Source organism: Hymenobacter sp. R533113 (genome assembly GCF_056835965.1).
Window position 1 is genome coordinate 23,917 of sequence record NZ_JAKWBD010000002.1, and the last position, 25,971, is coordinate 49,887.

A 25,971-nucleotide genomic window follows, 5' to 3' on the forward strand; every position below is an offset into this window, starting at 1 on the left:
AAATCAACACCACATACCTCAATAGTAAACTTGCTGGAAAAGTCTTCAAAATCATTGACGACTTTTCCTCCAACTGGGTCTAAACGGGCACCTTTCTCTGTTACAACTGATAGGTTAAGGGACTCAATTAATATCCAATTCGCATCTAAATACTTGGTTTCTAAATACCTGTTGGAAACTCAAAATATATTGCTCTGTCGGATTGAAATCACCGCCAATAACCCCCATCGTTTTGTCAAGTATCTTCATATAAAAGCTGCCTAGAACTGTTTTATCAGATAGTAGATAAGCTTTCATGTAAGGCCTAGTAGGGATGGGCGTTGGCTAGTATTAAGGTCAACGAGCAGACGGGGGAAATTACGCTACGGGCTTCGGTGGAAAGGCTGCCAATAGCGGCGGCGGTAGTTAAGACGAAGTAGCTAGCTTTATTTCTTCCGCCATAGCTTGCACTGTCGATTATAACTCCTGCCGCATTATGCTTATTTCTCGCTTAGTATTTTGCATTGCGGCGTTATTACTCTTCACGTCCTCAGCCGCAGCCGGTTCAGCAGATACGCTTACCAGCCGTGAAATCCGCAATCTCACGGCGCTAACTCACTTGGTGGGCAGTGTAAAATATTTCTACCCCAACCGTCATACTGCAAAGGTGAATTGGGAAACCGTGCTAGTGCGTGTTATCCCGGTTGTCCGTCGAGCCCGCACTGATGCGGCGTTGGCAGTTACGCTCGATAGCCTATTACGCCCCTTGGTAGCGTTGGGGGGCATTTTCACTAAGCCAGAAGCGGCCACGGCGGATTCATCGGGGGGCCCGTTGTTCAGTGCCGGGCCTTATTACTTCTGGGAGCACCACGGGCTGGGAATGGACAAAACTGGACTACCCGTAGTGCGCCTCATGTTCCGGCTGGCGAGACTACACTATGACAGTCGCATTCGGGCCGCTCCAGCAGCGGAAATAGCTAACATTTTCCCTGCTGACCAGCAATATTATAGCGCTTGGCTTACGGATTCCGTTCGCCTATCAATTCCCTTGGTGCTTTCAAAAGCTGATTATCAGCGTCAACCCCGTCATCCGCAGGGCCGTCGGGTGCGGCGACTTCGGGCAGATGACGCCGCGCACCGCCTTGCCACGGTCATTCTGACCTGGAATATTATTCAGCACTTTTATCCCTACCGTGACATACTGAACCGCACCCGCTGGTCGGCGATGCTGCCGGAGGCGCTTCAGCAGGCAACCAGGACTGACACTGAAGCCGGGCTGCTCCGCGCCTGCCGTATGTTGCTGGCCCAGCTGCCTGACCGGCATTTAAGTATAAGTCCGAAAACCCGTACTGGCTTGCATATCGTTCCCCCGCCTTGGGCGCTGCAATTTACGTTGCTCGATAGTCAGGTAATAGTGCGGCATTCGCCACCGGAGTTGCGGCCTGAGCTGGCACCAGGCACCGTTTTGACACAGGTGAACGGACAACCCGTATCGGCCTTACTGACTGATTTGCAGGCCGCTATTCCGGCCACTTCCCCAGCAGTAGCCCGCCAGCTCGCGGCTGAATCCTTGCTGACACACGTAGCGGCTTTGGCTCCGGTGGCTACTTTTACGCTGCTCAATGCACAAGGCCAATTGGTTGATTATCAAGTAGCGCTTCGTCGGGCGCAGGGCAGTCTGTACCATCAGCCACCGGCGGTGCGGGAGGTAGAGCCGGGTATTTTTTGCCTTAATGCTGCCCGCTTACGCTACGTGGATTTTCAGCGGGCGCTTCCTCAACTGCGAGCGGCCAGGGGTATTATAGTGGATTTGCGGCAACGCCCTACCTATGACTTTTCGCGGGTGCTACCCCACTTCTCGGCCGACTCTATGCTCCCCGACAGCACAGCCACGCCCCTGCTCCGACAACCGGATTTCCGGGGGGCAATTTTCCGGGGTTCCAACTCTCAACTTCGGCCTCCACAGCTGCCGCTGCTTTCGGCCCCCAAGGTATTTCTGATTGGCCCCCATACGTACAGCTACGGTGAAACTATTACGGAGCTGGTTCACCGCTACCACTTGGGGTTATTGCTGGGCCAGTTCACCGGCGGCACCAACGGCGAAATGAACTTTGCCGCCATAAGTCGGGCCTACATGCTCAGTTGGACTGGCCGCCGCGTTATTGCCCGGAATCAGCCTTACCAAGGCACTGGTATTGCACCGAACGAAATTGTAACGCCCACTTTAGCGCAAATAATACAGGAACAGGATGCGGAGCTGCTACGAGCCGTAGAGTGGCTGGAACAGCAATAGCTGAGCTGAATCAGATATTGCAAAACTTCTCCCTCTCCTTCAGCCACCAATTCTCCGTTTCCGTTGTTACCAACGGTCTTAAATAACGCCTACTTCTTTTGTCTGAACAACCGACCCTTACCGATCCTTACGCGCTGGAAAAAGAGCTGCGTAAGGTGCAGGCCCTGCTGAAACTGGAGCAGCAGGAAGACCTGGAGCAATTCAAAATCAAGAGTGCCAAAACCACCATCGCCGAGCGCCAGCACCGCGGCCTGACCTGGTATCCGGTCACCATTACCAAAGAAGAAATTGGCTTTGGCGGCAAGCTGGTGCTGGAATTGGAGCGCCCGGCCAGCCAGAGCAGTCTGCACTTGTTTCAGGTGGGCCGCAACGCCGCGCTGTTCGGCAATATTCCCAACCGCGCCGGCTCCGACCGGCCCACACTCAACGGCGTGATTACGGCCGTGCGCCGCAACAAAATCCTGCTCGCCACCAATAAAGAAGACCTGCCCGACTGGGTGGACGAAGGCAAGCTGGGCGTGGATCTGACCTTCGACGAGGTAAGCTACCGCGAGATGGACTACGCCTTGGGCAAAGTCATGGGCGCGTACGAAAACCGCCTGGCAGAGCTGCGCGACGTGCTACTGGGGGGCAAATTAGCCCGCTTCCGCCCCGATGCGGAGGCTACGCTCTATTATCCGAGTCCGCTGAATGAGTCGCAGCTGGCGGCGGTGCGCCACGTTTTGGCGGCGCAGGATGTGGCCATTATTCACGGTCCGCCCGGCACGGGCAAAACCACGACGCTGGTGCAGGCAATCATCGAAACCATCCGGCGCGAACGGCGGGTGTTGGTGTGCGCGCCCTCCAATACAGCCGTGGATCTGCTCACCGAAAAGCTGGCTGAGCGCGGCGTGAACGTCATTCGCATGGGCAACCCCTCGCGCGTGTCCGATTTGCTGCTGGAGCACACCTTGGACGCTCAGATTATGGGCCACAAGAGCTACTCCGAGCTAAAATCAATGCGCCAAACAGCGGAGCAGTACCGCGACATGGCCGGCAAATTCAAGCGCCACTTCGGCTGGGAAGAGCGCGAGCAGCGGCGCTTGTTGAAAGAGCAAGCGCACCAGCTTTTGCAGGAATCCGACCAATTAGAGCGCTATATCACCGAGGATTTGTTGGATAAAGTGCAGGTAATCACCTGTACGCTGGTGGGCGCCGGCAACCGCGCCATCCGCCACCTGACCTACGAAACCGTGTTTATTGACGAAGCCGCCCAGGCCCTGGAGCCCGGCTGCTGGATTCCGATTACCCGCGCCAACCGCGTAGTGCTGGCCGGCGACCACTGCCAATTGCCCCCCACGGTGAAAAGCGAGCAAGCCGCCCGCGACGGTCTGCGCGAAACGCTGTTCGAGAAGTGCATTCAGCGCCAGCCCGGCGTAGCCCGCATGCTGGAAGTGCAATACCGGATGCACGAGCAGATTATGGCCTTCAGCTCGGCCCAGTTCTACGACAACAAGCTGGTAGCTCACTCCACCGTGCGCCACGCCGACCTGCCCGACTACGACCTCCGCTTCGCCCCCGACCTGGCCGTAGAGTTTCTGGACACAGCTGGCTTCGGCTTTCAGGAGATGGGTATTGCCGAAAGCCGCTCCGTGGCCAACCCCGAGGAAGCCGACCTGCTCCTGCGCCGCCTCACTGAGCTGCTGGCCGCCTACGTGCCGGAAGATCACTTGGAAGATTTGCTCACAGTGGGCGTAATTGCCCCCTACCGCTCCCAGATTAACTATCTGAAAGACCGAGTAGAAGAAACCCCCGAGCTGGCTGAAATGACCACCCACCGCCTGCTCACCGTAGGCACCGTGGACGCTTTCCAAGGCCAGGAACGCGATATTATCTGCGTATCCATGACGCGCTCCAACGCCACCGGCGAGATTGGTTTCCTCTCCGATATCCGTCGCATGAACGTCGGTATGACCCGCGCCCGCCGCAAGCTCCTCATCGTCGGCGACTCCAGTACCTTGGGCCGCCACCCGTTCTACAAGGATTTTCTGGATTACGTGGAAAGCATCGGGGCCTACCGCACGGCCTGGGAAATGCAGTAGCATCACCGCCTCACGGTGGCCTCACCCCCGGCCCCCTCTCCTAAGGGAGAGGGGAGCCTGACGCTCGGCCTACGCGGCTACGTCGGCTTGCGCCTCCGCAACCGCTACCGCCTTCTGATTCTTGGAAAGAAAAAGCCCCCCGATAACAACTCGGGCGGGGGGCTTTTTTGATGCTGAGCTTAGCGTATAGAACTGGTAGCAGTAGCTGAGGCGGGAGCCGAAGGTGCTGCGCAGAACTAGTCGTCTGGCTCCCCTCTTTTCGGGAGAGGGGGCCGGGGGTGAGGCCAACGGCAAGGGGCCGGGAAGTGAGGCCAACCGTCAGGCCCCTACTCCAGATTAATCACCGACATCGTATGCGGAGCATCTGACTTCGTGTTCACGAAGTTCTTCTCCGGCTTGTCGAAGTTGGTCACGTAGAGGCGCTTGCCGATCAGAAGTACTTCGGCGGGCTGGTCGAGGAGGCCGTTGGAGCCGTCGGTGTCGCCGTTTTTGGCCAGGGTGGTTACCGAGTTGCTTTTCAGGTTAATGACCTGGATGGCGTTTTCGCGGGAGTTGCAGACGTACACCTTATCGGTGGCGCGGTCGATGATGAGGCCATCGATGCAGGTGATTTTGTCGCCGGTAAGCTTGACGGGCTCGTTTTTGGCTAGGGTGCCGTCGGGCTTTAAGGTCATTTTGTAGAAGGTGCCGTCGCCGAAGGAGCCCGTGTAGAAGTCGCCTTTGCTGTCGTAGTCGAGGCCATCGGCGCCATTGTCCACGTTGGTTTCGTTGACTTGCGTGGTGAAGGTGGCCAGCACATGCGGGTCCATTGTTTTGGGCTTCAGATGCACAACGCCTTTGTTCAGTTCATCCAGGGTGAGGACCAGCACGGCACTGCCTTTGTCGTTGTTGGGCATGTCCCACTGGCTATCGGTTACATAAATCTTGTTGCCTTTCCAGACCACGGCATTGGCCAGCGCGAAGTTATCGACCACCGTTTCCACGGTGCCGGGCTTGCCGTTTTCCACCCGCACCCGCATAAGCCGCGATTTGAAATTCTTGTCGTTTTCGTACTGGTTTTCGGCGTAGTAAAGGTTGCCATCGGGTCCGAAGGCCAGGTCCATGGGAGCCGCTTTGTTGGTGGTGGGCTCGGGGGGCAAAGTGGTCAGATAGGGCTGGATGCTGGTATCGGTCATTTCCATGAGCACGGCCGGGTAGGAGTTGTTAGCCAGATTGGGCACCGAGAGGATAATGCTGCCGTTGGGGGCCAGGGCCATGCCGTCGGGAGTGTTGTGGGCCTCATCGAGGGTGTGCAGCAGCTTAGGATTGCCCACCTTGGCCACCGTATCCGCCACTACGGTCGCCGTGGTGGCAGAGTCGGCGGGAATGGCGGAAGTTCTCTCAGAATCGGTGCTGCTGGTGTTGGACTGGCAGCCAGCGAGTAAGGTGCCGCTGGTGAGCAGCACTGTGAGTAAGTTGGTTTTCATAACGCAGTGAGTGCGGGTAGGTAGCTCAGATTGGAGTATTTATTGGCTTAACGGCTGGCTGCTGCCCTGGGTAACGGATACCGAAATTTTACATCATCAAAACCCAGCCGCCAGGGTTTGAGTATCACTTATAGAGCGCGGGCGTTAGGAGTCATTTCCGTAACTAGCCGCTCGAAACCCATTTCCAACCCACATTCCAGGACGCACCAGTCCCCTTGCAGTATGGCTCAAATCAGCGAAAACAAAGTCGTTACCATCACCTACGACCTGAGCGTGACGGACGAAAACAACGAAAAAGTATTGGTCGAATCGGCCGAGGCGGATAGCCCCATGGTGTTTCTGTTCGGCCACAGCGGCCTGCCCGAAGAGTTTGAGAATCAGCTGGCTGACAAGCAAGCCGGCGACGCGTTCACCTTCTCCCTCACCCCCGACCAGGCCTACGGCGACTACGACCAGCAAGCCGTCGTGGCCATTCCCAAGCAGGTATTCGAAATCGATGGCCAGATAGATGAGGAAATGCTCCAGGAAGGCAACTTCCTGCCCATGTCCGACAACGAAGGCAATCAGATGCAGGGCAAAATCATGTCCATCGGCGACACAGAAGTGCAGATGGACTTCAACCATCCCCTGGCCGGCATGGTCATGCACTTCGACGGCCAAGTAGCCGCTGTCCGCGACGCGACGCAAGAAGAGCTAGCCCACGGCCATGTGCACGGCGAGGGTGGGCATCAGCATTAGGCTTGCTTTTTGGCTTGAAAGAGAAACGGGGCTTTTAGGCCCCGTTCCTCTTTTAAATCGATACTATTCAAAACAATGATAGTTGATCCTTATTTGGCACTGTTAAATCCTTAGAATTTCTCTTCACTCTTGCCAAGGCTGATCGACTTGAGTTGCAGTCTTTCCTAACTAAGCGTAGGTTCGCCTTAGCAGCATGGAATGCTATAAACTTCGCAGTTATCTCACTATCCTTGAATATGATGAGATTATCCTCTGTACTCGTATATTCTAATACGCTCAAATCCAAAGCGTGCAACTCCTTAAATCTTTCTATGATAACGGATAACGTATTAGGTTGCCGGTGATCAACCACCAAATCATCCCACTGAGAATTTATACTAGTTTCCTGGCATTTCACGCTCCCATTTACTGCGTTTGCTTTAAAGAAATTCTGTTTGACCCGAAGCATATCTTTTTGAACAACATTTCTACAGCTGACAGAAAATAGTTTTTCGGGAGTATACTCCTGGGCATTAATTATCATCAGATAGGATATGTATCCGCTAGTATCATCAGAATACACAACTTCAAAACATTTTGTATTATACTAGATTTTTTATTATTTGATAATCAGTAGCTTGTGGGCATTAACAGTTCTTTTCATTTTTGTATGGCTTTCAGCATCTACCACAACCTGCGAACGGACAACCAATACAAAGCGGCAACCGGGCTAACTCAAGTTCAGTTCGACCAGCTTTACGAGCTATTCGCGCCTTTTTATGAACCCAAAATCCCGCAACCCTACCTAAAATCAAACCCGGTTTTAACCGATACACGCGAAGCCTTATTTTTTATTCTGCACTACTATAAAGCCTATCCCACGCTGCATAATATGGCCATCTACTTCGGCTTTTCTGAATTTGCGGTGAGCCAGTATTTAGAGCGACTAAAACCGTGTTTAAAAGCAGCTTTGCAAGCACAAGGCCTGACACAACGCGTTTTATTTACCAAGCAGACGCAATTTGACGACCTCTTCGCGGGTATCGACGATTTAGTCATTGACGTAACCGAAGTTCCGATTGAACGGGCTGCTAATCAGCAGCTTCAGGAGGAATTTTATAGTGGTAAAAAAAGGCACACCCTGAAATGGTTGCTCATCTGCTCGCTCAGCGGCCGGCTGTTGTGGATCAGCAAAGCCTATAGTGGCCGAACGCATGACTTCACTATTTTCAAAGAAATTTTCGCACATATAACCTTAAAAAACTATCGGATTCATGTGGATGCAGGCTTTGTGGGTATTAAAAAATTTATTAACTGCAAGTATGTTTTTATTCCTTTTAAGGCGCGAAAAAATCATCCACTCACGCCACTCGAACGCCTTATTAATCAGGTGTTGGCTCCACTTCGCGTCGTGGTGGAGAATGTCATTGCACGACTCAAATCGTTTTTCGTGCTTCGTACAACCAACCGGATGAGAAAAAAGGAAAAGCTAACCGATGCCTTCGCTTTGTGCGCCGAAGTAGCACATTTCAAGAATATCTGCTCAATCTGCTGATTATCAAATAATAAAAACTCTACTGAACCTTTGAAACTTTTACGTCTTTTATAAAAAATTCATCTTGCAATAGTTCACCGTCACCAATCTGCGGCAGACTAGTGTCTTGTTCACTATTTTTATTATCTGATATAATTTTATCTGAATAACATTTAAAATTATAATTCAGCAAATCCATTATATCGTTAAAGTGAGTATCACTTAAAGATTGCCCAAATGAATAGGAATTGAGAATTTCTTTGTAGTGAAACAGAGCTTTCTTCTTTGAGCAATATTCCGTATTGCCTATTTTAATTGGCTTTTTCATTACTGACTTTTGCTTTATTATAAGGACAATATAGGCACTCTAAATGGCGTGAGGTTAGCCTCTCAAAGCGGCTCTATTTCAAATTTTACTCTTGCTCCAAGAGTTAAAAACACCTTCTGCAAAGTCTCCAGCGTCACGTTAGCCGTGGATCTTTCCAGGCGCGAAACCTGAGCTTTTTTCACGCCTATTTTTTCGCCCAACTCTGCCTGCGTCATGTTTTGCGCCTTGCGTAGCTCTTTGATTTTTTCAGCTATGAGTTCAGCTCGAAGCTCCGATTCGTACGCGTTACGCTCTGGTATTCCCTCGGCCCCAACGTACTTGCTTTTCACTTCCTGAAACCGTTTGAGGCGAATAGAGCGAATTTCTTGGGCTGGCTGATTTGCGGTGTGAGTTGCCATATATGTAGAGGTCGTACGAGGTAGAGGCGCAATATTTTGCGTCTCGTCGTTGGGGTCGTTATTTAGTTTGTGCGATAGTAAACGTCCAACGACGAGACGCAAAATATTGCGCCTCTACTTTTAGCAAATATGTAAACTAAAACTTCCTCACGGCCCCCCGCAACTCGGGCCAGAACTCTTGGAAATCCGCTTCATACGCCGGCAGCTCCGCCAGAAACGCGGCGGCTCCCATTGCTAGAATTTCGGCATTGGGTACGCGGCGGCTGAGGCCGAGCAGGGCGCGTTCCAGGCCCTGGGGACGGGCGTAGCCGGTGAGCCAATCGTCGCGGCGCATGTAGTGGAGCAGGTGGCGGAGACGCTCGGGCAGCTCATGGCGGCGGGCGTGGAGCAGGGCGTAGTGGCGCTGGGCGAAGGCGGGCAGCGACTCCGTGGGGTTCTGGTGGTAGTGGGCGAAGTCGCGGGCCAGCAAGTGGTCGAAGCCCATATCGGAGACGACACCGGCCCACTTGCCCAGGCCAGCCGTGCGCAGGCGGGCGGTGGTGCGGCGCACCAGTGGGTGAGCATCGGTGAAGGAGTCGATGAAGCGGTGCAGACGGATGCCGCGCTGCACCGCGGGCGGATAAGCCAGCACCCTGGCCTGTCCGCGGACGGCTTCGGCGGCGAAGTTGCCGACCACGATATCGGCGTAATCGGGGGCGGCGGGTGAGCCGGACAGCAGCAGGTGGGCCAGAAAATTCATGGGGGGCAAAAGTACGCGGCGGCGGGCAAAAAGCTGAGCCGCCCTGAACCTTCAGCGGCACCGGCCGTATTTCTAAGCACTATTCTAAACACCACCAAAACCCTGGAAACCATGGCCGAGAAAGTAGCCGTAAGTAACGACGTTAGCAAGCTGATTGAGCGTATCAAAGACATCCGAATCGCGATGATGACCACCGCCGAAACCAACGGCATGCTGCACAGTCGCCCGATGTACACGCAGCAGCCCGATGAGGATGGCACGCTGTGGTTTTTCACCGAGCGCGACTCCGCCAAAATCGATGAGGTAAAGCAGGACCGCCACATCAACCTGGGTTACTCCCAGCCCGACGATAACCTGTACGTGTCGATTTCCGGCACCGCCAGCATAGTAAACGACCGCCAGAAAATCAAGGACTTATGGAGCGAAGGCCTGCGCGCCTGGTTCCCTAAGGGCTCCGATGATCCAAATATTTCATTGCTCAAAGTTGACATCGAGCGTGGTGAGTACTGGGACCAGCCAAGCAACGTACTGGTGCGCGCTTTCGGCTACGTGAAAGCTGTAACCACCGGCGAGCGGTACCAGCCTACCGGCGACGAGCATACCAAAGTAAATCCCTAGAGTTGCTTTTCTGAGCTATAAGGAGAGGGCCGGAAGCAATTCCGGCCCTTTTTTGTTGTATGCCCAAGCGCTAGGTGAATGTAGCGCGAACTTTCAGTTCGCGTATCGTTGAAAAATGATGGCGGGGGCTTTTTCAACGCTTAGCAACGACTGCAACGATACGCGAACTGAAAGTTCGCGCTACATTCACCTACCGCTTGGGACTATCTAATACTGCTTCCTTGACCTCCACCTCACTTACTACCATTTCGTTATTTGGCTTGGCCCCTGGTCAGGCGCGCTGGGGATTGGCCCAGATGGGCACTTCACAGGCGCCCCTGCGCAAGGTGGCGGGGCTGCGGTTTTTCAAGCTGCTGGGCAGCGGGGCCGACAACGGGTTTGGGCTGCGGCCCAATCTACAGTTGTATGGCATGATGGCGGTGTGGGAATCAGCGGCGGCGGCAGAAGCGTTTTTTGCTACTCATCCGCTTTGGGCGGAGTATCAGCGGCGGAGCCAGGAAATATGGACGGCTCGCCTGGCACCCATCAAAGCGCACGGGCTTTGGGATGGCACAAATCCCTTTGATTATTCCGCAGAAATGCCCCCCAGTGACGGTCCGGTGGCCGTACTGACCCGCGCCTCCATCCGCTGGTGGAAAACGCCGCGCTTCTGGAAGTACGTGGCTCCTACCAGCGCGGCCATTGCCAGGGCCCAGGGCGTGCTAGGTGCGGTGGGATTAGGCGAACTGCCGGTAGTGCGGCAGGCTACGTTTAGCATCTGGGAATCGGCGCAGGCCATGCAGCAGTACGCGTATCGGGATGAAACACACAAGGAAGTTATCCGGCTGACGCGCCAGGAAAAATGGTATGGAGAAGAGTTGTTTGCGCGGTTTCGCGTGCTGAGCAGTGAGGGTACTTGGGGGGCAAAAACCCACTTTCTGCATCTTCCTCTGCTGTATCAGAAGCTTAGCATTGCATCGTACATGGCCGATTTACGTACTTGCCGGCTTATGACACGACGTATACTAATGGCCGCTGGCCTGAGCGGGGGGCTTTTATTAGGCCTGAATCAAGAAGCTCGGGCCCAGGGCGAAGCCGATGAAAGACCATCGCGTTTCAACGGCATGGAATTCCGGTCTCCTGACTCTCTTTTCTATATCAACTTTCGCTTTCGGATGCAAAACCGCATAGGCTTCGTGACCCGCTCGGGCACGGATCTGGGGGTGCGGGAGTACGACGCGCGGGTGCGCCGGGTACGTTTGCGGGCCGATGGCTATGTCCTGCGCGAGCGACTAGGCTATAGCCTCCAACTGGCTTTTTCACGCGCCGACCAGGATTTTGAAGCTTCGGGCATTGCCAATATTGTGCGCGACGCGGTGATTTTCTACAACTTCAGCCCTAACTTCTACGTGGCCTTCGGGCTGAATAAGCTGCCCGGCAATCGGCAGCGGGTCACGTCCTCGGGGCAGTTGCAGTTTGCGGAGCGCTCTATTGTGAATTCAGCCTTGACGATTGACCGCGACTTTGGAATTAAGGTATACTTCACCCACCCCATTGGGCCCGTGGCGCTGTACTCCTTGAAAGGAGCCATAACGACTGGCGAAGGCCGGAGCGCCAACGGCTCGGGGCCTGGCTTGGCTTATACTGGCCGCGTAGAGTGGCTTCCGTTCGGCGCTTTCCAAGACGGCGGCGACTACTCGGAGGGTGACCTGGCCCGCGAGCCAACTCCTAAAGTGTCGGTAGCGGCTGGCTATAGCTACAACCGAAAAACCACCCGCACCGGCGGGCAGTTGGGTAACACATTATTTAATCCCGTCGACTTGGGCACCTTTATTTCTGACGCGATGGTAAAATACCGCGGCTGGGCTTACTTAGGCGAATATATGCAGCGTCATAGCCCCGATCCGTTTACCTACGACTTCACCCCTGACCCGCGCTTTGCTTATGTAGGCCGGGGCCTCAACCAACAGCTCTCCTATTATTTCGCCTCGGGCTGGGAGCCGGCATTGCGCTACTCCTGGCTACAGCCCGACCGAGTGCTCAGGGAAAGGCTAACCCAACAGGAAGTACTGGAGGTTGGCCTCACCAAATACCTGCGCAAGCACCGCGTGAAGGCCCAGCTCAACGCCAGCTACCAGCCCGCCCGCGGCAATTGGAGCCTCGACGCGCCCGGCAACCGCTGGGGCGGCGTGTTTCAGTTTGAGCTGGGAATTTAACATCAGAACACTGCGCACCTCTGCGCCAAACCTCTGCGCTCCTCTGCGGGAACCTGACGCCTGCACCACTGGGGGGCAAATTCGGTGCGCTAACGTGCCGCCAGCGTTTTTGCGTAATTTCGCCTCACGCAATATTTTATTTCGCTAAATAACTGCCGCCTAATGCCCGCGTATCGTCCCGAGGAAATTGAAAAAAAGTGGCAAGCCCACTGGAAAACGCATAAAACGTTCGAGGTCAGCAACCGCTCCGACAAGCCCAAGTACTACGTGCTGGACATGTTCCCGTACCCCAGCGGCGCGGGCCTGCACGTAGGCCATCCGCTGGGCTACATTGCCTCCGATATCGTGTCGCGCTTCAAGCGCTTGCAGGGCTTCAACGTGCTGCATCCCATGGGCTTCGACTCGTTTGGCCTGCCCGCCGAGCAGTACGCCATCCAGACCGGCCAGCACCCCGAAAAAACGACCCGCGAGAACATTCAGCGCTATATCGAACAGCTCTCGTCCTTGGGTTTTAGCTACGACTGGAGCCGTGAAATCCGAACCTCCGACGCCAGCTACTACAAATGGACGCAGTGGATTTTCCTCAAGCTGTTCAACTCCTGGTATAACCTGGAAACCAATCGCGCCGAGAACATCCGCACCTTGCAGGATATTTTTGGGACTCAAGGCAGCGCCGGCGTGCGCGCCGCCGGCGACACCGATGAGCGCCACGACTTCACGGCCGGACAGTGGCAGATGATGACCGAGAAGCAGCGCATCGACGCCGTTCACCCCTATCGGCTGGCCTATCAGTCGGATACGTACGTGAACTGGTGCGCGGCGCTGGGCACCGTGTTGAGCAATGACGAGGTGAAAGACGGCCTCTCGGAGCGCGGCGGCTACCCCGTCGAGCGCCGCCTCATGCCCCAGTGGAACCTGCGCATTACCGCCTACGCCGACCGCCTGCTTGCCGGGCTGGACACCATCGATTGGCCCGAGCCGGTAAAGGAAATGCAGCGCAACTGGATCGGCCGCTCCGTGGGTGCGGAGGTCACGTTTCCGCTCCAAAATGCCCCCCAGCAGGGTATTAAGGTGTATACGACGCGAGTGGACACGATTTATGGGGCCACGTTTATGGTGTTGGCGCCCGAGCACGAGCTGGCCGCCCAGCTCACCACGCCTGAGCAGAAAGAAGCCGTGGAAGCCTACGTTCTGGCCAGCAAGCGCCGCTCGGAGCGCGACCGGATGGCCGACACCAAGACCGTGTCGGGCGTGTTTACCGGCAGCTACGCGCTGAATCCCGTGAGTGGCGAGCCCGTGCCCGTGTGGCTGGCCGATTATGTGCTGGCCGGCTACGGCACCGGAGCCGTGATGGCCGTGCCCAGCGGCGACCAGCGCGACTACCTCTTCGCCAAGCACTTCGACCTGCCCATCGTGGCCGTCACCGATGCCCAGCAGAACCTCGATCAGCAGGCCGATCCCACCAAGGAAGGCCATTACATCAACTCTGAGCTCATCAACGGTTTCACCTACAAGGAAGGCACCGACAAGCTTATTGCTTGGCTCGAAGAGCATAACCTAGGCAAAGGCAAGGTAAACTTCCGTCTGCGCGACGCCATTTTTGGCCGTCAGCGCTACTGGGGCGAGCCGCTCCCGATTTATTACAAAGAAGGCTTGGCTTACGGCGTAGCCGAAGCCGACTTGCCCATCGTGCTGCCCGAAATTGATGAGTACAAGCCCACCGAAACCGGCGAGCCACCTCTGGGCCGCGCGCAGGACTGGAAGTACCGCGGCAAGTTCGACTTCGAGCTGAGCACCATGCCCGGCTGGGCCGGCTCTAGCTGGTACTACCTCCGCTACATGGACCCGCACAACGAGGAGCGGTTTGTGAGCGAGGAAGGCGAGCAGTACTGGCAAACCGTGGACCTCTACATGGGCGGGGCCGAGCACGCCACCGGCCACTTGCTGTACTCCCGCTTCTGGTATCTGTTTCTGAAGGATCTGGGCCTCGTCAGCGGCAACGAGCCTTTCCAGAAACTGATAAATCAGGGGATGATTTTGGGCGTTTCGGAGAAAATTCTTCGCTTTAGTGGGGGCGCTCCTTTTTTTGAAACTGCAACTTCACAGGCAGAAACAATTGCTGCTTGGAAAGCTCTTGCTGACGGTTCAGCTCCTGTTAAGCTTCGTACAGAACTGGAGCTTCCAGGATTAGGAATAAAGGCTACGTTTCAGCCAACAAAGGATATTTTTATCAGTAAAGATGCAGAAAATGCTTTGCTGGGAGAACAGGTAATAACTGGTTTCACCTCCTCCCTACATGTCGATATTTCAATTGTTAATAACAGCGTATTAGATATTGAACAATATATTATCCGTCATACTGATTTAGTAAATCCTGTTTTTATTTGTCAAGGCGGCTTCTGGCAGAACGGTAAATTTTATCCTGCTAGCAATAATAAATCTGACAAATTTTTGACTTCATCTGAAGTTGAAAAAATGTCAAAGTCGAAATATAACGTAGTGAACCCTGATGACCTCATCAGCCGCTACGGCGCCGACGCTTTGCGCCTTTACGAAATGTTCCTAGGGCCGCTGGAGCAGTTTAAGCCCTGGAATACCAGTGGCATGAGCGGCGTGAGCAGCTTCCTCAAGAAGCTCTGGCGTCTCTTCCACCCCGAAGATGGTAAGCTGGCCGTCACCAATGAGGCCGCAACGCCTGCGGAGTTGAAGGCCCTGCACAAAGCCATCAAAAAGGCGCAGGAAGACATCGAGCGGTTCTCGTTCAACACGTCCGTCAGCACCTTTATGATTGCCGTGAACGAGCTAACGGCCCTGAATTGCCACAAGCGTGCTATTCTGGAACCGCTCACGGTCATCATCTCGCCCTACGCGCCTCACCTGGCCGAGGAGCTGTGGGCGGAGCTAGGCCACGAGCCCGGCAGCATTACCACGGCACAATTCCCGGTATTCGATGAGAAACACCTCGAAGAAGCCAGCATCGACTACCCCATTTCCTTCAACGGCAAGATGCGCGGCAAAATGACCTTCGCCGCCGCTGCCGTTGCCGCTGATATAGAGAAGGAAGTGTTGGCCTCGGAGATTTTCGAGAAGTTCAGCGAAGGCAAGGCAGCGAAAAAGGTAATCGTTGTGCCGGGGCGGATGGTGAATGTCGTGGTGTAGATTTTAGTTGTTGGCTTTTATAAAAAAAGCTCCCCAGTGGCCTCACCCCCGACCCCCTTCTAAGGGAGAGGGGAGCCTGACGCTCGGCCTACGCAGCACCTTCGGTTTTCGCCTTAGGTACTGCTACCACTCTAATAATAGAACGAAGACCTGTTAAATAGAAAAAGCCAACGACTAATCGTCGTTGGCTTTTTCTATTACCCATAAATCATATAAAATGTGGTAGCGGTTGCGGAGGCGGCAGCCGACGTAGCCGCGTAGGCTGAGCGCCTGGCTCCCCCTCCCTTAGGAGAGGGGGCCGGGGGGTGAGGCCACTCGTTGAACGGGCCGGAGGGGTAAGGCCTACACTACAGGCACGTGCGGCGGAGCTTTATCAAGGCCGGAGCGCTCCATGAAGGCGTTGGTAAATACCTGGCGCGTAGGCGCGTCCAGCAGGCGGTGGCGGCAGCCGAGCCACTGGTTTACGGCGGTATCGCCGTACATTTTGCGGAGGCGCGGTTCGGTCAGGTTGAAGTTGATTTTGCCCCAATGCAGGGTATAGGCGATGTTCAGGATTTCCAAGCGGGCCCAGATCATCTCCAGAAACCGGCGCGTAACTCGCGCCTCTACCCCATCGAACTCCAATACGGCCGTGACGGGGAAGCGCGTGAAGCCCAGGGTGGCTTTGGTGCCTTTTACAAACCGTAGTCCCAGCACGCCGGGAAAGGGCGTTTGTTGGTTGAGGGAGTGAACTTCGGCCAGCACGCGGAGCACATCGCGGTTGTCGATGCCGATGGCGGCGCTGGCCGCGCGGCCCCGGATGTTGGTGTTGTCGAAGGTCTCGCTCATGGTGCCGGCCGTGCCGTTGTTTCGCTCCAGGGCCAGCGGGTACAGTCGGTTTACCAAGGTGGGCACCAACGCCACGCCCGCACTACCCAGATGGTCAAGCACCGTGGCAATCAGGCCCAGGGAGTTATCACCATAGATAAAGCCTGAAGCGGGTGCCGGCCGATGCGGATACACCGCCCGATAGGGTGCCTTAAACAGCAGCTGCACAAATGCCCCCCGGTTCGGATCAGCGCCGGTGGGGTCGAACTGATGGGGATTAATGATGACGGTGAGATGATAGGGCTGGCGCGTGGGGTCATTGAGTGGGAGTTGGAGCCACGGCTGCAGGCCCGTCAGGTCGAGGTGAGTCATGAGCCGCTTTAAGCCGTCGCGGTACGGCACGCGCGGGGAGCTGGATTCTTCCAGCAAAAACAGCGGCTCCACTTCCAACAGCACCCCATGAATAAACCCGAAGCTCCCGAAGCTGACTAAGACAGCATTAAACAGTTCGTCGTCGCGCCACACGTCCGTTACGCCCAGCCAGTCCATAAACCTGGGTGCGGCCGCCGGGTACGAGGCCCTCTCCAGCCACACGTGCCGGTCGGGGCCAGTGACAATGTGCAGCCCCACCACCGTTTCCTGAATGGCGCCGAAGCGAAAAGCCCCCCCGTGCGTCCCCGTTGATAACGCGCCCACAATGCTTTGCCCATTGCTGGCCCCGGAGCCCGCACCGACTTTTTGCGGGGTTCCAGCTGCTGCTCCAGCCCGATGATACTCATGCCGCACTCCGTAAAAAACAGATTATCAGCCGTGCGCCCGGCACTCTGATATGCGGGCGCGACCATACTCGGCTGCAAGGCAAACGACTGCCGTAAGGCCATTGTGTCCACCAGGCCGCCATCGGTCACGGCCACTTCCGAAAACGACCAACCCTTGCCGATAGCACGCATCCGCACGTTGTGCTCAATGCCGTAGCGAATCAGCCACTGGAAGTTGGCCGTCGTCTGCCGATACTGCTCCTGGCTGGTGGGCAGCGTGGGAATGCGTAGCTTGAAGCAGGCGCTGGCTTGCAGGCGCTGCGTAAAGTTCTCGTGGCGGTTGGTCCACTCCGCCATCGGGTGCGCCTCCATTCCGTTGGGCAGGCTCATGGGCGGACGGATAAACTGAGTTTGCCTTCGGGCCTGGTTGCTGGCCCAAGTCCCAGGGTGTCAACGGCAGGCGTGTAGGGCGCGCAGCACCAGCTTACGCGCTGCTTCGTTACCACGCCCACCGTGACGAGGGAAAGCAAAAAGTAGCCGAAGTTGGTGTTTACCGTAACGCTGTTCAGATGATTGGAGCGCGAATCGCAGGGCGGCTTAATATCGGCAGGCTGCCTGAGGCCCCAGAAATACGACGTAACGACTGTGGTACTATTGGGGTCATTCACGACCGTGTCGCAGTCGTAAATCGTGGTGATGCGCGTGGTCATGCAGCCCGACAAAGCCACGGCGATCAGGCAGAGTAAGCTTGTGGCAGAGTATAAACGAGTCATAGCCAACCCAAATAATTTGTATAGTGATAATATATATATAAAATATACCAAATACAAATCTTTAAAACACAAAGAAGCCGCGTCACCTAAACCTGTAGCGGTTAGCATGACACGGCTTGGTGCTTTCGAAGAAACTAAAGGGAATTCTTAGCTCTCTTTGACAAGTTCTTCCCGGACTGCCCGCGGCAGCGAGGCCCGCACTAACTCGTATGAATGGTCGGTCCACTCGCGGAGCTGAAAAGCAGAAACACCGCTGCCAATGACAACGGTGTTCCAATGTTTTTTATTCATATGGTAGCCCGGCAGCACATAGTCGAACTCCTCGCGGAACTGCACGGCACGCTCGGGGTCACACTTCAGATTCACGCTATCATACCGACTAATGCTGGTGAGGGCGAAGATTTTGCCCCCCACCTTAAACACCAGCGTGTCCTGGTCGAAGGGCGTTTCCTCGGTTACGCCGGGCTTCAGGAGGCAGTAATCGCGGTAATCTTCGATGTTCATTTTAGCATTAGAGCACGTAGCGGAACAGCATCACCAGCAAGCCGACCAGGAACATGGCCATGGAGAGCTTATTAATAAAATGCATGGAACGCAGGTTGAAGTTGGTGTGCCGGTTCGGGTCATTCTTGCGGAAGAAGTAACCGAGGGCAGGACCGAAATTAAACAGGTTGCGACCTTTCATTACAGTGGCTTTTGGTACGCTATAAGAACACCCAAGGGTACAGAATGATTTGATTGCAAGGTAAAATAGTTAGCCAAATTTTAGCCTATTTTCGGTCCGGCTTACCGCGCTGCCCGCAAGATAGCGTGGATGCAGCTTACGCTTCATAAGTAGCTAATTGACCGCTCTGGGGGGCTTTTTATAAGGATTACAGTAATTAGGATGAGCTTCAATTGAGCTTATATAGTCCTTGAGCTTGTAGTACATTTTCTAGCTTTTCCCCTTCTTTCCCGCATGAAAAAACTTCTCCTCGCTGCCCTGCTGCTGGGGGGCAATTTTGCTGCCTTTGCCCAAACCAGCACCGCCGAAACTGCCGCCATCAAGCAAACCATCACCACCTTTTTCGACGGCATGCGACGCGGCGACAGCACGTTGGTGCGGAGCACGCTGGCACCGGGCGCAGTGTTTCAGGTCATTGCCAACCGCGAGGGCAAAACGCAGGTGCAGGTGGAGAAAGTGGCTGGTTTTCTGAAAAGCGTAGGTACGCCGCACAAGGAAGTGTACGATGAGCGCATCAGCTTCGAGCAGGTGCTCATCGATGCCAACCTGGCCAGCGTCTGGACGCCCTACCAGTTTTATGTGGGCACCACCTTCAGCCACTGCGGCTACAATTCGTTTCAGCTGGTGAAGCTGGCCGAGGGCTGGAAAATCGTGCACATCATCGACACGCGGCGTAAGGAGAAGTGTATGTAGCTGCTGCTACGATACCGGCGTCGAAAGCCCCATAATCAACTCAGCATTAAGCTGCCTCAGATCCGACACAACCTGGTCGGCGTGGCTTAGGTCCTGGCCGCCGGAATGCGGACTGCTGAAGCCGATGCAGTACATGTCAGCCGCTTTGGCCGCCGTCACGCCGTTGGCCGAGTCCTCAATTACCAGGCACTCGTGCGGGGGCTTACCGGCCAGCTTGGCGGCGTGCAGGAAAAGCGCCGGGTTGGGCTTCGACTGGGGGAAATCTTCTCCGCTAACGATGTTGTCGAAGTACGGATACAGCTCGAAGCGCCTGAACACGCGGTGAATTGTTTCTTTGGAAGCCGACGAGGCCAGCTGTAGCGGCACTCCCGCGCGGTGCAGGTCCTCGACCAGCGCGCGGGCGCCGGGCAGCAGCTCCAGATCGGTCGATTCGTCGAAGGCTTTGCCGAAGAATTCACGCTTGCGGCTCATCAGCGTTTCTACGTCCGGCGTCAGCCCAAATTCTGCCTTGAACTGCTGGTACATATTGCGGGTGGAGGAGCCCAGAAAGGTGGCGTATTTCTCAGCCGTTAGCGTTACGCCCAGCTCGGCGAAGTGCCGAAAAAAGGCGTCGCGGTGCAGCGGCTCGGTGTCAACGAGCACGCCGTCCATATCGAAAATGACGGTTTGAATCATGTAGCAGGCAGTTGTCGGACAAATGTAGTACGCTTTCTACGCGTATTTGCCCCCCACAGCTGGTCTACGCCGAACCTTCAGCTTTGGCCAGCGCCACGATATCCGGCACTTCCAGCACGCGTTTGGGGTAACCGTGGCGCACGGCGTTAATCATAGCTAAACCCATCTCCTGCAACGTGGAAATGTACTTGGGAAACAGGGGCCGCAGCACCGGATAAAGCCAGGATATGTAAGCGTAGGAGGACAACGTATTTTTCAGGCCTTTGGTAGGATACAGGAAGCCGGGACGAAACATGTAGGCTTTCTGGAAAGGCAGCTTCAATAGAGCATTTTCCGTCTGACCTTTCACCCGCGCCCACATCAGTTTGCCTTGCCCGCTGCCATCAGTGCCCGCCCCCGACACGAAGCAGAACGTAAGGTCTGGGTTGCGGTACAGTACGGTTTGGGCAACGTGCAGCGTCAGATCGTGGGTGATGCGGCGATACGCTGGCTCCTTCATCCCCACCGACGACACGCCCAAGCAGAAAAAGCAGGCGTTGTAGCCCGTGAGCTGATCCTGTATGGCCGACAAATCGTGAAAGTCGCTGTGCACAATTTCGCGCAGCCTGGGGTGGCTCAGGCCGTAGCGCTTGCGGCTAATGGATAGCACCTGCTCCACCTCGGGGTCGTTGAGGCATTCGTGCAAAACGCCTTCTCCTACCATGCCCGTCGCCCCGGTTAGTATCGCTCTGATCTTCATAAAACAGTAGACGGCCGGCCAATCGATATGTTTTACCAGATACTTTTCCTGGCTTAAAATGCCCCCCAGTGAAGCAAAAAAGACCCCAAGACCGGAATCGGCCTTGGGGTCCTTTTTGGTTGTAAGTGGTGCTATCGTGTCAGCTCGTGGCAGCGCTAGTCGCCTTTTCGCCGACGAGTAATCACGTAATACTGACCGGGGCTGGTGGTAATATTCGTGCGGTATTTACCGTCGTTTGAATCCCACACCGCTTCATCGGCTTGCACATTCCGCGCATTCAGCTTCGTTTGCATTTTCAACAGGCTCGTCGAGTCCGTGAGGGCCGTTAGCGTGGTTACGCACACGTCGTTCCGAAAGCCAAACCCGATTGTGGCACTCTCCAGATTCTTGTCGCCGGCCTGATACCACTCGATATCGGTGCCGTCGGCGGCCATATCCACGCGCAGCTTTTTGTACTTTCTGTCGCGCTTCTGTACGTCCTTCTTAATGGCCTTTCTATCCTTACCAATGGACTGAATATCCTGGGCCTGCGCAACGGTGGCGCACACAAGGCACACCAGGATCAATGCTAAGAGGTTCTTCATGGTTTCTAGTAGAGCCGAACCAGAAAGCAAATAACGGACCTTTTGTATGGCTGCTATTTTACAAGACACAGGTGAACTGAAATGATTACACTTTGGTGCCTTCCATTCCTCCGTATTTGGCCACAATCCTTTCTAAATCTGTGAGTGTAGCTTGGAGGTATGTTTGATCGGTGCCAAATTCAAACCGCAGTTCATTTTCGGCGGAGTTGTACTCCCGGAATTTCCCTAAAAAAGACACGTGCCCATCTACATCATAGCGTGCGACAAGCTCTAAATTATGCTTGTAGTTGCTCAGTCGAGCTTCACCTTCTAGTCGTTCATTGCCTTTACTCAGCTCTTCGAAGAAGGTATAAATTTCACCTGTAGATGTCCACAGGGTTGCCGTTACTTGATAATTGCCTGACTTTATTTGTATAGTTGCCCGTACCTCATAACCGCCCCAAGGACAAGTTGAATTCGAAAATCCGTATACTTCAATAAAACTCAGCCGCAGGAAGTCACCACTGTCTCCTTGAATGGCAAATTCTTCTATAGCTTCCATATCCATATAAAATAGAACATCATATTAAGGTCCCAGCCAAATAGGCGGTCATGCTGAGCTTGTCGAAGCATCTCTACCGCCTCGTCAGAGCTGTTCCACGGAGCAGTAGAGATGCTTCGACAAGCTCAGCATGACCGCCTGGCGACTTCCTAAACAGCTTCATTGTGAGAATGTACTACACCCCTACCGGCTCTTCCAGCCGCACGGGCTCAATCCAGCGGCCGTCCTCGCGCATCAGCTCAATTAGCTCATCCACGGCCCGCTCTTCGGGCACGGCTTTCTTGATCACGTCCTGGCCGCGGTAGAGGGCAATTTTGCCTTTGCCCACGCCCACGTAGCCATAGTCGGCGTCGGCCATTTCCCCTGGTCCGTTTACGATGCAGCCCATGATACCGATTTTGACGCCCTTGAGGTGGTCGGTGCGCTTGCGGATCATGGCGGTGGTTTCCTGGAGGTCGAACAGGGTACGGCCGCAGCTGGGGCAGCTGATGTACTCCGTCTTGCTCATGCGGGTGCGGGCCGCCTGCAGGATGCCGAAGGAGAGTTGGTTGAGCTGGTCGATGGTGGGCAGCCAGTCCGCTTTGGCGCGCTCGGGCAGCAGTTCGGTGCTGAGCACTATGCCGTCGCCGAGGCCGTCGAGGAGCAGGCCGCCGACGTCGGTGGCGGCGTAGAGCTGGGTTTGCTCGGGCGTTAGCTCCGGGTACTGGCGGTTGATAATAACCGGGTTGGTTACGTCCTGATTAATCAGCCGGAAAAATGCCCGACGCAGCTCCGGCATGGCGTGGGCGTTATCGGTATAGAGGATAATGACGGCCGTAGCGTCGGCGCGCAGCTGATCGAGGGCCGACGGCGTGAGCGACTCCAGGTTCTGAAACACGAAGTTCAGCTCTGTGTGCTGCGGGCCGGCGGTGGCGTATTCGGCCTGGGTAAGCACCGGGAAATGGTCGGCGCGGCAGCCAGCATCGAGCCAGGCCTGGTAGTCCACCACTTCCTTCAGGCCATTGGGCAGCATAAACGGCACCGGACGCTGGCCGCTGTAGATATAATCGGCCCCCAGGTCATTCATCTGAAACTTGTCCAGAAACACGGAATACAACTGCCCGACGGCGCGCAAATCGGCGTACTCCGCCGACGACAGACGCGAGATATCCGCCATAACCCGAGGCACATTTTGCCCCCCAAGGTTCAGCACTTCGCGCGTAAGGCGGCGGTGATACTGAAATGGATTGATGGGAGATAGATTAGCGTCTAGCTCCCCTCCTTTTTTCAAGGAGGGGTGGCCGGAGGCCGGGGTGGTAAAGCTAGAGTTAGAAGCTACATCTACTTGGTCGTTCAACGATTGAACCACCCCGGCCTCCGGCCACCCCTCCTTGAAAAAGGAGGGGAGCTAGACGCAAGCCCCGATTCTATTCCCAGGGGTTTAATGAATGTCGCGTCGGCGGCGCGATTCACATATCTGTCAATCAGGGCTTTGGCTACGGGTGCTTCGGCTTCGGGTGCTTCGGTGAGCGACACGCGCACAGTGTCGCCGAGGCCATCTTCGAGCAATGTACCAATGCCCACGGCCGACTTGATGCGGCCGTCTTCGGCTTCGCCGGCTTCGGTTACGCCCAAGTGCAGCGGGTAGGGCTGCAGGCCCTCTTCGTCCAGCTTTTGCACCAGCAGGCGGTAGGCCTGCACCATCACCTGGGTGTTGGAGGCCTTCATGCTGAGCACCACGTCGTAGTAATTCTCTTCCTCGCAGAGGCGCAGAAACTCCAGCGCCGACTCTACCATGCCCAGCGGCGTATCGCCGTAGCGCGACAAAATACGGTCCGACAAGGAGCCGTGGTTGGTACCGATGCGCATGGCCGTGCCGTACTGCTTACAGATCTGGACCAGCGGGCGGAACCGCTCCCGGATGCGGTTTACCTCGTCCTGATAGGTGGCATCGGTGTACTCGATGAAGTCGAATTTCTTCTTATCGGCGTAGTTGCCGGGGTTCACGCGTACTTTCTCCACGATGCGGGCGGCCAGCTCGGCGGCGTTGGGCGTGAAGTGAATATCGGCAATGAGCGGCACGGTGCAGCCCCGCTTGCGCAGCTCCTTCTTTATTTCCAGCAGGTTCTGGGCCTCCTTCATGCTGGGCGCCGTGATGCGCACGTACTCGCAGCCGGCCTCCACCATGCGCAACGTTTGCTCCACCGAGCCGAGCGTGTCCATGGTATCCACGGTGGTCATGCTCTGCACCCGTATCGGATTTTTGCCCCCCAGCGGCACATCGCCAATCTTGACTTCCCGCGAAAGGCGGCGCTGGTACTCGGTGAGGCTGGGGCAATAAATCTTATTCATCATCTGGGGGGCAATTTTCTGGGTAGAAAACCAGCGGGGCGAAGGGAAAGTTGCGGAGCCGCAAAGGTACAAGCTATGGGCGGCTTCCGGCAGGGTTCGGGTTTTGGAAGAAGCAGCAAGCAATTATTGCGCTATCCTTCCTATCGAACGTCATGCAGAGGCGAAGCCGAAGCGTCTCGCGTTCGGTCGTTGCCACCGATAAAGGCAGTCATGCTTGATCTGCCGTCCGTTGGTCGAAGCATCCCTACTGGTTACTAATCTCATAGCATTGCACCGAAGCGGTAGAGATGCTTCGACCAACGGACGGCAGATCAAGCATGACTGCCTTTTAATTAGGTAGATAGCACCACAACATCAGTACGCGAGATGCTTCGCTACCGCTCTGCATGACGGACTGGTATAGTACAACAGAACAAGTCGACAGCTACCAGAACGATGTAGAGACGCGACACTTCGCGTCTCGGCGCTGAACGACCAATGCCGCACCGTCCGAATTGATAACGATGACAGCGTCGAGACGCGAAGTGTCGCGTCTCTACAACCTGGGGTGAACATTAAATTGCTGTCTGCTACCTTGCCCAACCTTACTCCCACCTTCTCCTATGACCTTTACGCCTTACTCCCGCCGTCATTTTCTGCAAGTTTCTGGTTTAGGGCTGGCGGGCTTGCCCTTGGTACTCTCAAGCTGCGCATCGATGATAACTGCCGAAAAAGCCCCCCAAAGCCAGGACGAATACTTAGTGTATGTAGGTACGTATGCCAAGCCCGAGGAGGACAGCCTTTTTCTGTACAGGCTCAACGTGAGCACCGGCGCTCTCACCCGCCTGGGCGCCACCAAAGCCGGTGCCAATCCCTCCTATCTCACCCTCGACTACCGGCATGAGCATCTGTATGCCGTCAACGAAACGACTGACTTTCAGGGTAAAGCCAGCGGAGCGGTTAGTGCCTTTGCTATTGATCAGAAAACCGGCGGCCTTGCTTTGCTGAATCAACAGTCGGCGCTGGGGTCGGCGCCATGCTATATCAGTCTGGACAAAATGGACCGTTACGCCTTGGTAGCCAGCTACCTGGGGGGCAATGTGGGTATGCTTCCGATTGAGCCCAACGGCGAGCTTGCCCCTATTTCCGATACTCAGCAGCACACAGGCTCCAGTGTTCATAAAAACCAAAAAGCCCCCCACGCCCACTGCATCGTGCCCGACCCGGCCAACCGCTTCGTTTTCGCGGTAGACCTGGGCACTGATAAGGTGTACGGCTACCGGCTCGACGCGAAAGAAGACGCCCTGGAGCCTAGCGCTACGCCGGCCTTTACCGCTGCGCCCGGCGCGGGCCCGCGCCACCTCACGTTTCACCCTGGCGGCCAGCTGGCTTATCTTATCAATGAGCTAAACTCTACCATTACGGCCCTGCGCTACGATGAAGGGGCCGGTACCTTCCAGGAAATTCAGACGCTCACCACGCTCCCACCCGACTTCACGGGGGAGAATTCCTGCGCCGACATTCACGTATCGCCCAACGGCGAATTCCTGTACGGCTCCAACCGCGGCCACGACAGTCTGGTCGTCTATGCCATCGACATCACGAGTGGCCGATTAACCTTGGTGCAGCATGTGCCTACGCTCGGCCAGAAGCCCCGCAACTTCACCATCGATCCGACGGGCCAACTCGTGCTGGTAGCCAACCAGGCCACCAACAACATCGTCACCTTCCGCGTTGACAGCCAGAGTGGTAGGCTTACACCCACCGGCAAGTCAGTGCAGGTGCCAGCGCCCGTATGCCTACAGGTAGTAGAAGATTTTACGCGGAGCAATGCGTGAGCCAGCGCTTGGCCTCACGCAT

General features: G+C 55.6%; 22 protein-coding genes and 1 pseudogene. 9 read left to right on the plus strand and 14 right to left on the minus strand.

Translation table 11 applies throughout. The annotated features are described in order from the left end of the window. Positions 1–475 precede the first annotated feature (475 nt). Together MKZ35_RS05905 and MKZ35_RS05910 are read left to right on the plus strand one after the other, a co-directional pair. On the plus strand, positions 476–2,272 hold the full coding sequence (locus MKZ35_RS05905; RefSeq protein WP_482512307.1) for a S41 family peptidase: 1,797 nt from the start codon (positions 476–478) through the stop codon (positions 2,270–2,272). A gap of 98 nt (positions 2,273–2,370) precedes the next feature. Next, positions 2,371–4,353 (plus strand): AAA domain-containing protein, encoded by a 1,983-nt coding sequence (locus MKZ35_RS05910; protein WP_482512308.1) that lies wholly within the window; start codon positions 2,371–2,373, stop codon positions 4,351–4,353. Positions 4,354–4,679: 326 nt separating this feature from the next. On the opposite strand, the gene MKZ35_RS05915 is transcribed toward MKZ35_RS05910, so the two are convergent. Beyond that, entirely contained in the window at positions 4,680–5,819 is a 1,140-nt protein-coding gene (locus MKZ35_RS05915) for an SMP-30/gluconolactonase/LRE family protein (protein WP_482512309.1), read from the minus strand. A gap of 222 nt (positions 5,820–6,041) precedes the next feature. Between MKZ35_RS05915 and MKZ35_RS05920 the strand changes: the two genes are divergently transcribed. Beyond that, on the plus strand, positions 6,042–6,557 hold the full coding sequence (locus tag MKZ35_RS05920) for an FKBP-type peptidyl-prolyl cis-trans isomerase (RefSeq protein ID WP_482512310.1): 516 nt from the start codon (positions 6,042–6,044) through the stop codon (positions 6,555–6,557). Positions 6,558–7,206: 649 nt separating this feature from the next. Beyond that, the gene (locus tag MKZ35_RS05925) at positions 7,207–8,091 is read left to right on the plus strand and encodes a transposase (protein WP_482511702.1); all 885 of its coding nucleotides are present in this window, start codon (positions 7,207–7,209) and stop codon (positions 8,089–8,091) included. 19 nt (positions 8,092–8,110) lie between these two features. On the opposite strand, the gene MKZ35_RS05930 is transcribed toward MKZ35_RS05925, so the two are convergent. The 3 genes from MKZ35_RS05930 to MKZ35_RS05940 all read right to left on the minus strand — a co-directional run bounded on the left by MKZ35_RS05930 (position 8,111) and on the right by MKZ35_RS05940 (position 9,535). Continuing rightward, positions 8,111–8,398, minus strand: a complete 288-nt coding sequence (locus MKZ35_RS05930; protein WP_482512311.1) for a hypothetical protein — start codon at positions 8,396–8,398, stop codon at positions 8,111–8,113. A gap of 62 nt (positions 8,399–8,460) precedes the next feature. Continuing rightward, positions 8,461–8,898, minus strand: a complete 438-nt coding sequence (locus MKZ35_RS05935; RefSeq protein ID WP_482512312.1) for a helix-turn-helix domain-containing protein — start codon at positions 8,896–8,898, stop codon at positions 8,461–8,463. Between the two features lie 34 nt (positions 8,899–8,932). Continuing rightward, entirely contained in the window at positions 8,933–9,535 is a 603-nt protein-coding gene (locus MKZ35_RS05940) for an acyl carrier protein phosphodiesterase (protein WP_482512313.1), read from the minus strand. On the opposite strand from MKZ35_RS05940, the gene MKZ35_RS05945 reads away from it, so the two are divergent. The 3 genes from MKZ35_RS05945 (at position 9,518) to MKZ35_RS05955 (ending at position 15,507) form a co-directional block, all read left to right on the plus strand. Next, positions 9,518–10,153 (plus strand): pyridoxamine 5'-phosphate oxidase family protein, encoded by a 636-nt coding sequence (locus MKZ35_RS05945; RefSeq protein WP_482512314.1) that lies wholly within the window; start codon positions 9,518–9,520, stop codon positions 10,151–10,153. The genes MKZ35_RS05940 and MKZ35_RS05945 overlap by 18 nt on opposite strands. A gap of 221 nt (positions 10,154–10,374) precedes the next feature. Beyond that, entirely contained in the window at positions 10,375–12,348 is a 1,974-nt protein-coding gene (locus MKZ35_RS05950; protein WP_482512315.1) for a porin, read from the plus strand. Positions 12,349–12,510: 162 nt separating this feature from the next. Beyond that, positions 12,511–15,507, plus strand: coding sequence for a leucine--tRNA ligase (locus MKZ35_RS05955; RefSeq protein WP_482512316.1), 2,997 nt, complete (start codon positions 12,511–12,513; stop codon positions 15,505–15,507). A gap of 342 nt (positions 15,508–15,849) precedes the next feature. Here MKZ35_RS05955 and MKZ35_RS05960 read toward each other — a convergent pair whose 3' ends face one another. From MKZ35_RS05960 to MKZ35_RS05980, 5 genes are all read right to left on the minus strand, one after another. Next, a complete protein-coding gene (locus MKZ35_RS05960; protein ID WP_482512317.1) occupies positions 15,850–16,863 on the minus strand; it encodes a hypothetical protein in 1,014 nt (337 codons plus the stop codon). Next, on the minus strand, positions 16,845–17,462 hold the full coding sequence (locus MKZ35_RS05965) for a hypothetical protein (RefSeq protein ID WP_482512318.1): 618 nt from the start codon (positions 17,460–17,462) through the stop codon (positions 16,845–16,847). The genes MKZ35_RS05960 and MKZ35_RS05965 overlap by 19 nt, the downstream gene beginning before the upstream one ends. Further along, complete coding sequence (locus MKZ35_RS05970) at positions 17,459–17,845, minus strand: hypothetical protein (RefSeq protein ID WP_482512319.1); 387 nt, start codon at positions 17,843–17,845, stop codon at positions 17,459–17,461. The genes MKZ35_RS05965 and MKZ35_RS05970 overlap by 4 nt, the downstream gene beginning before the upstream one ends. Before the next feature lie 147 nt (positions 17,846–17,992). Then, on the minus strand, positions 17,993–18,349 hold the full coding sequence (locus tag MKZ35_RS05975; RefSeq protein WP_482512320.1) for an MmcQ/YjbR family DNA-binding protein: 357 nt from the start codon (positions 18,347–18,349) through the stop codon (positions 17,993–17,995). 7 nt (positions 18,350–18,356) lie between these two features. Beyond that, on the minus strand, positions 18,357–18,530 hold the full coding sequence (locus tag MKZ35_RS05980) for a DUF6728 family protein (RefSeq protein ID WP_482512321.1): 174 nt from the start codon (positions 18,528–18,530) through the stop codon (positions 18,357–18,359). A gap of 273 nt (positions 18,531–18,803) precedes the next feature. Between MKZ35_RS05980 and MKZ35_RS05985 the strand changes: the two genes are divergently transcribed. Next, positions 18,804–19,262, plus strand: a complete 459-nt coding sequence (locus tag MKZ35_RS05985; RefSeq protein WP_482512322.1) for a nuclear transport factor 2 family protein — start codon at positions 18,804–18,806, stop codon at positions 19,260–19,262. Between the two features lie 6 nt (positions 19,263–19,268). Here the strand turns inward: MKZ35_RS05985 and MKZ35_RS05990 are convergent, their stop codons facing one another. From MKZ35_RS05990 to ispG, 5 genes and pseudogenes are all read right to left on the minus strand, one after another. Then, positions 19,269–19,937: an HAD family hydrolase gene (locus MKZ35_RS05990; RefSeq protein WP_482512323.1), complete on the minus strand. Its 669-nt coding sequence runs from the start codon at positions 19,935–19,937 to the stop codon at positions 19,269–19,271. A gap of 64 nt (positions 19,938–20,001) precedes the next feature. Next, positions 20,002–20,676, minus strand: coding sequence for an NAD-dependent epimerase/dehydratase family protein (locus MKZ35_RS05995; protein ID WP_482512324.1), 675 nt, complete (start codon positions 20,674–20,676; stop codon positions 20,002–20,004). A gap of 155 nt (positions 20,677–20,831) precedes the next feature. Next, positions 20,832–21,260, minus strand: coding sequence for a hypothetical protein (locus tag MKZ35_RS06000; protein WP_482512325.1), 429 nt, complete (start codon positions 21,258–21,260; stop codon positions 20,832–20,834). An 85-nt stretch (positions 21,261–21,345) separates the two neighbouring features. Then, entirely contained in the window at positions 21,346–21,801 is a 456-nt protein-coding gene (locus MKZ35_RS06005; protein WP_482512326.1) for a WapI family immunity protein, read from the minus strand. 175 nt (positions 21,802–21,976) lie between these two features. After that, a pseudogene (ispG, locus tag MKZ35_RS06010) lies at positions 21,977–24,132 on the minus strand ((E)-4-hydroxy-3-methylbut-2-enyl-diphosphate synthase). A gap of 695 nt (positions 24,133–24,827) precedes the next feature. Here ispG and MKZ35_RS06015 point away from each other — a divergent pair. Further along, a complete protein-coding gene (locus MKZ35_RS06015; protein ID WP_482512327.1) occupies positions 24,828–25,949 on the plus strand; it encodes a lactonase family protein in 1,122 nt (373 codons plus the stop codon). Positions 25,950–25,971 lie beyond the last annotated feature (22 nt).

Excerpts from the sequence above, each read along its gene's own strand:
- MKZ35_RS05995 (WP_482512324.1), bottom strand. The coding sequence starts at position 20,676 with ATGAAGATCAGAGCGATACTAACCGGGGCGACGGGCATGGTAGGAGAA.
- MKZ35_RS05955 (WP_482512316.1), top strand. The coding sequence starts at position 12,511 with ATGCCCGCGTATCGTCCCGAGGAAATTGAAAAAAAGTGGCAAGCCCAC.
- MKZ35_RS06000 (WP_482512325.1), bottom strand. The coding sequence starts at position 21,260 with ATGAAGAACCTCTTAGCATTGATCCTGGTGTGCCTTGTGTGCGCCACC.
- MKZ35_RS05915 (WP_482512309.1), bottom strand. The coding sequence starts at position 5,819 with ATGAAAACCAACTTACTCACAGTGCTGCTCACCAGCGGCACCTTACTC.
- MKZ35_RS05930 (WP_482512311.1), bottom strand. The coding sequence starts at position 8,398 with ATGAAAAAGCCAATTAAAATAGGCAATACGGAATATTGCTCAAAGAAG.
- MKZ35_RS05980 (WP_482512321.1), bottom strand. The coding sequence starts at position 18,530 with ATGAAAGGTCGCAACCTGTTTAATTTCGGTCCTGCCCTCGGTTACTTC.
- MKZ35_RS05975 (WP_482512320.1), bottom strand. The coding sequence starts at position 18,349 with ATGAACATCGAAGATTACCGCGATTACTGCCTCCTGAAGCCCGGCGTA.
- MKZ35_RS06005 (WP_482512326.1), bottom strand. The coding sequence starts at position 21,801 with ATGGAAGCTATAGAAGAATTTGCCATTCAAGGAGACAGTGGTGACTTC.
- MKZ35_RS06015 (WP_482512327.1), top strand. The coding sequence starts at position 24,828 with ATGATAACTGCCGAAAAAGCCCCCCAAAGCCAGGACGAATACTTAGTG.
- MKZ35_RS05970 (WP_482512319.1), bottom strand. The coding sequence starts at position 17,845 with ATGACTCGTTTATACTCTGCCACAAGCTTACTCTGCCTGATCGCCGTG.
- MKZ35_RS05925 (WP_482511702.1), top strand. The coding sequence starts at position 7,207 with ATGGCTTTCAGCATCTACCACAACCTGCGAACGGACAACCAATACAAA.
- MKZ35_RS05920 (WP_482512310.1), top strand. The coding sequence starts at position 6,042 with ATGGCTCAAATCAGCGAAAACAAAGTCGTTACCATCACCTACGACCTG.
- MKZ35_RS05965 (WP_482512318.1), bottom strand. The coding sequence starts at position 17,462 with ATGAGCCTGCCCAACGGAATGGAGGCGCACCCGATGGCGGAGTGGACC.
- MKZ35_RS05940 (WP_482512313.1), bottom strand. The coding sequence starts at position 9,535 with ATGAATTTTCTGGCCCACCTGCTGCTGTCCGGCTCACCCGCCGCCCCC.
- MKZ35_RS05905 (WP_482512307.1), top strand. The coding sequence starts at position 476 with ATGCTTATTTCTCGCTTAGTATTTTGCATTGCGGCGTTATTACTCTTC.
- MKZ35_RS05990 (WP_482512323.1), bottom strand. The coding sequence starts at position 19,937 with ATGATTCAAACCGTCATTTTCGATATGGACGGCGTGCTCGTTGACACC.
- MKZ35_RS05985 (WP_482512322.1), top strand. The coding sequence starts at position 18,804 with ATGAAAAAACTTCTCCTCGCTGCCCTGCTGCTGGGGGGCAATTTTGCT.
- MKZ35_RS05960 (WP_482512317.1), bottom strand. The coding sequence starts at position 16,863 with ATGGACTGGCTGGGCGTAACGGACGTGTGGCGCGACGACGAACTGTTT.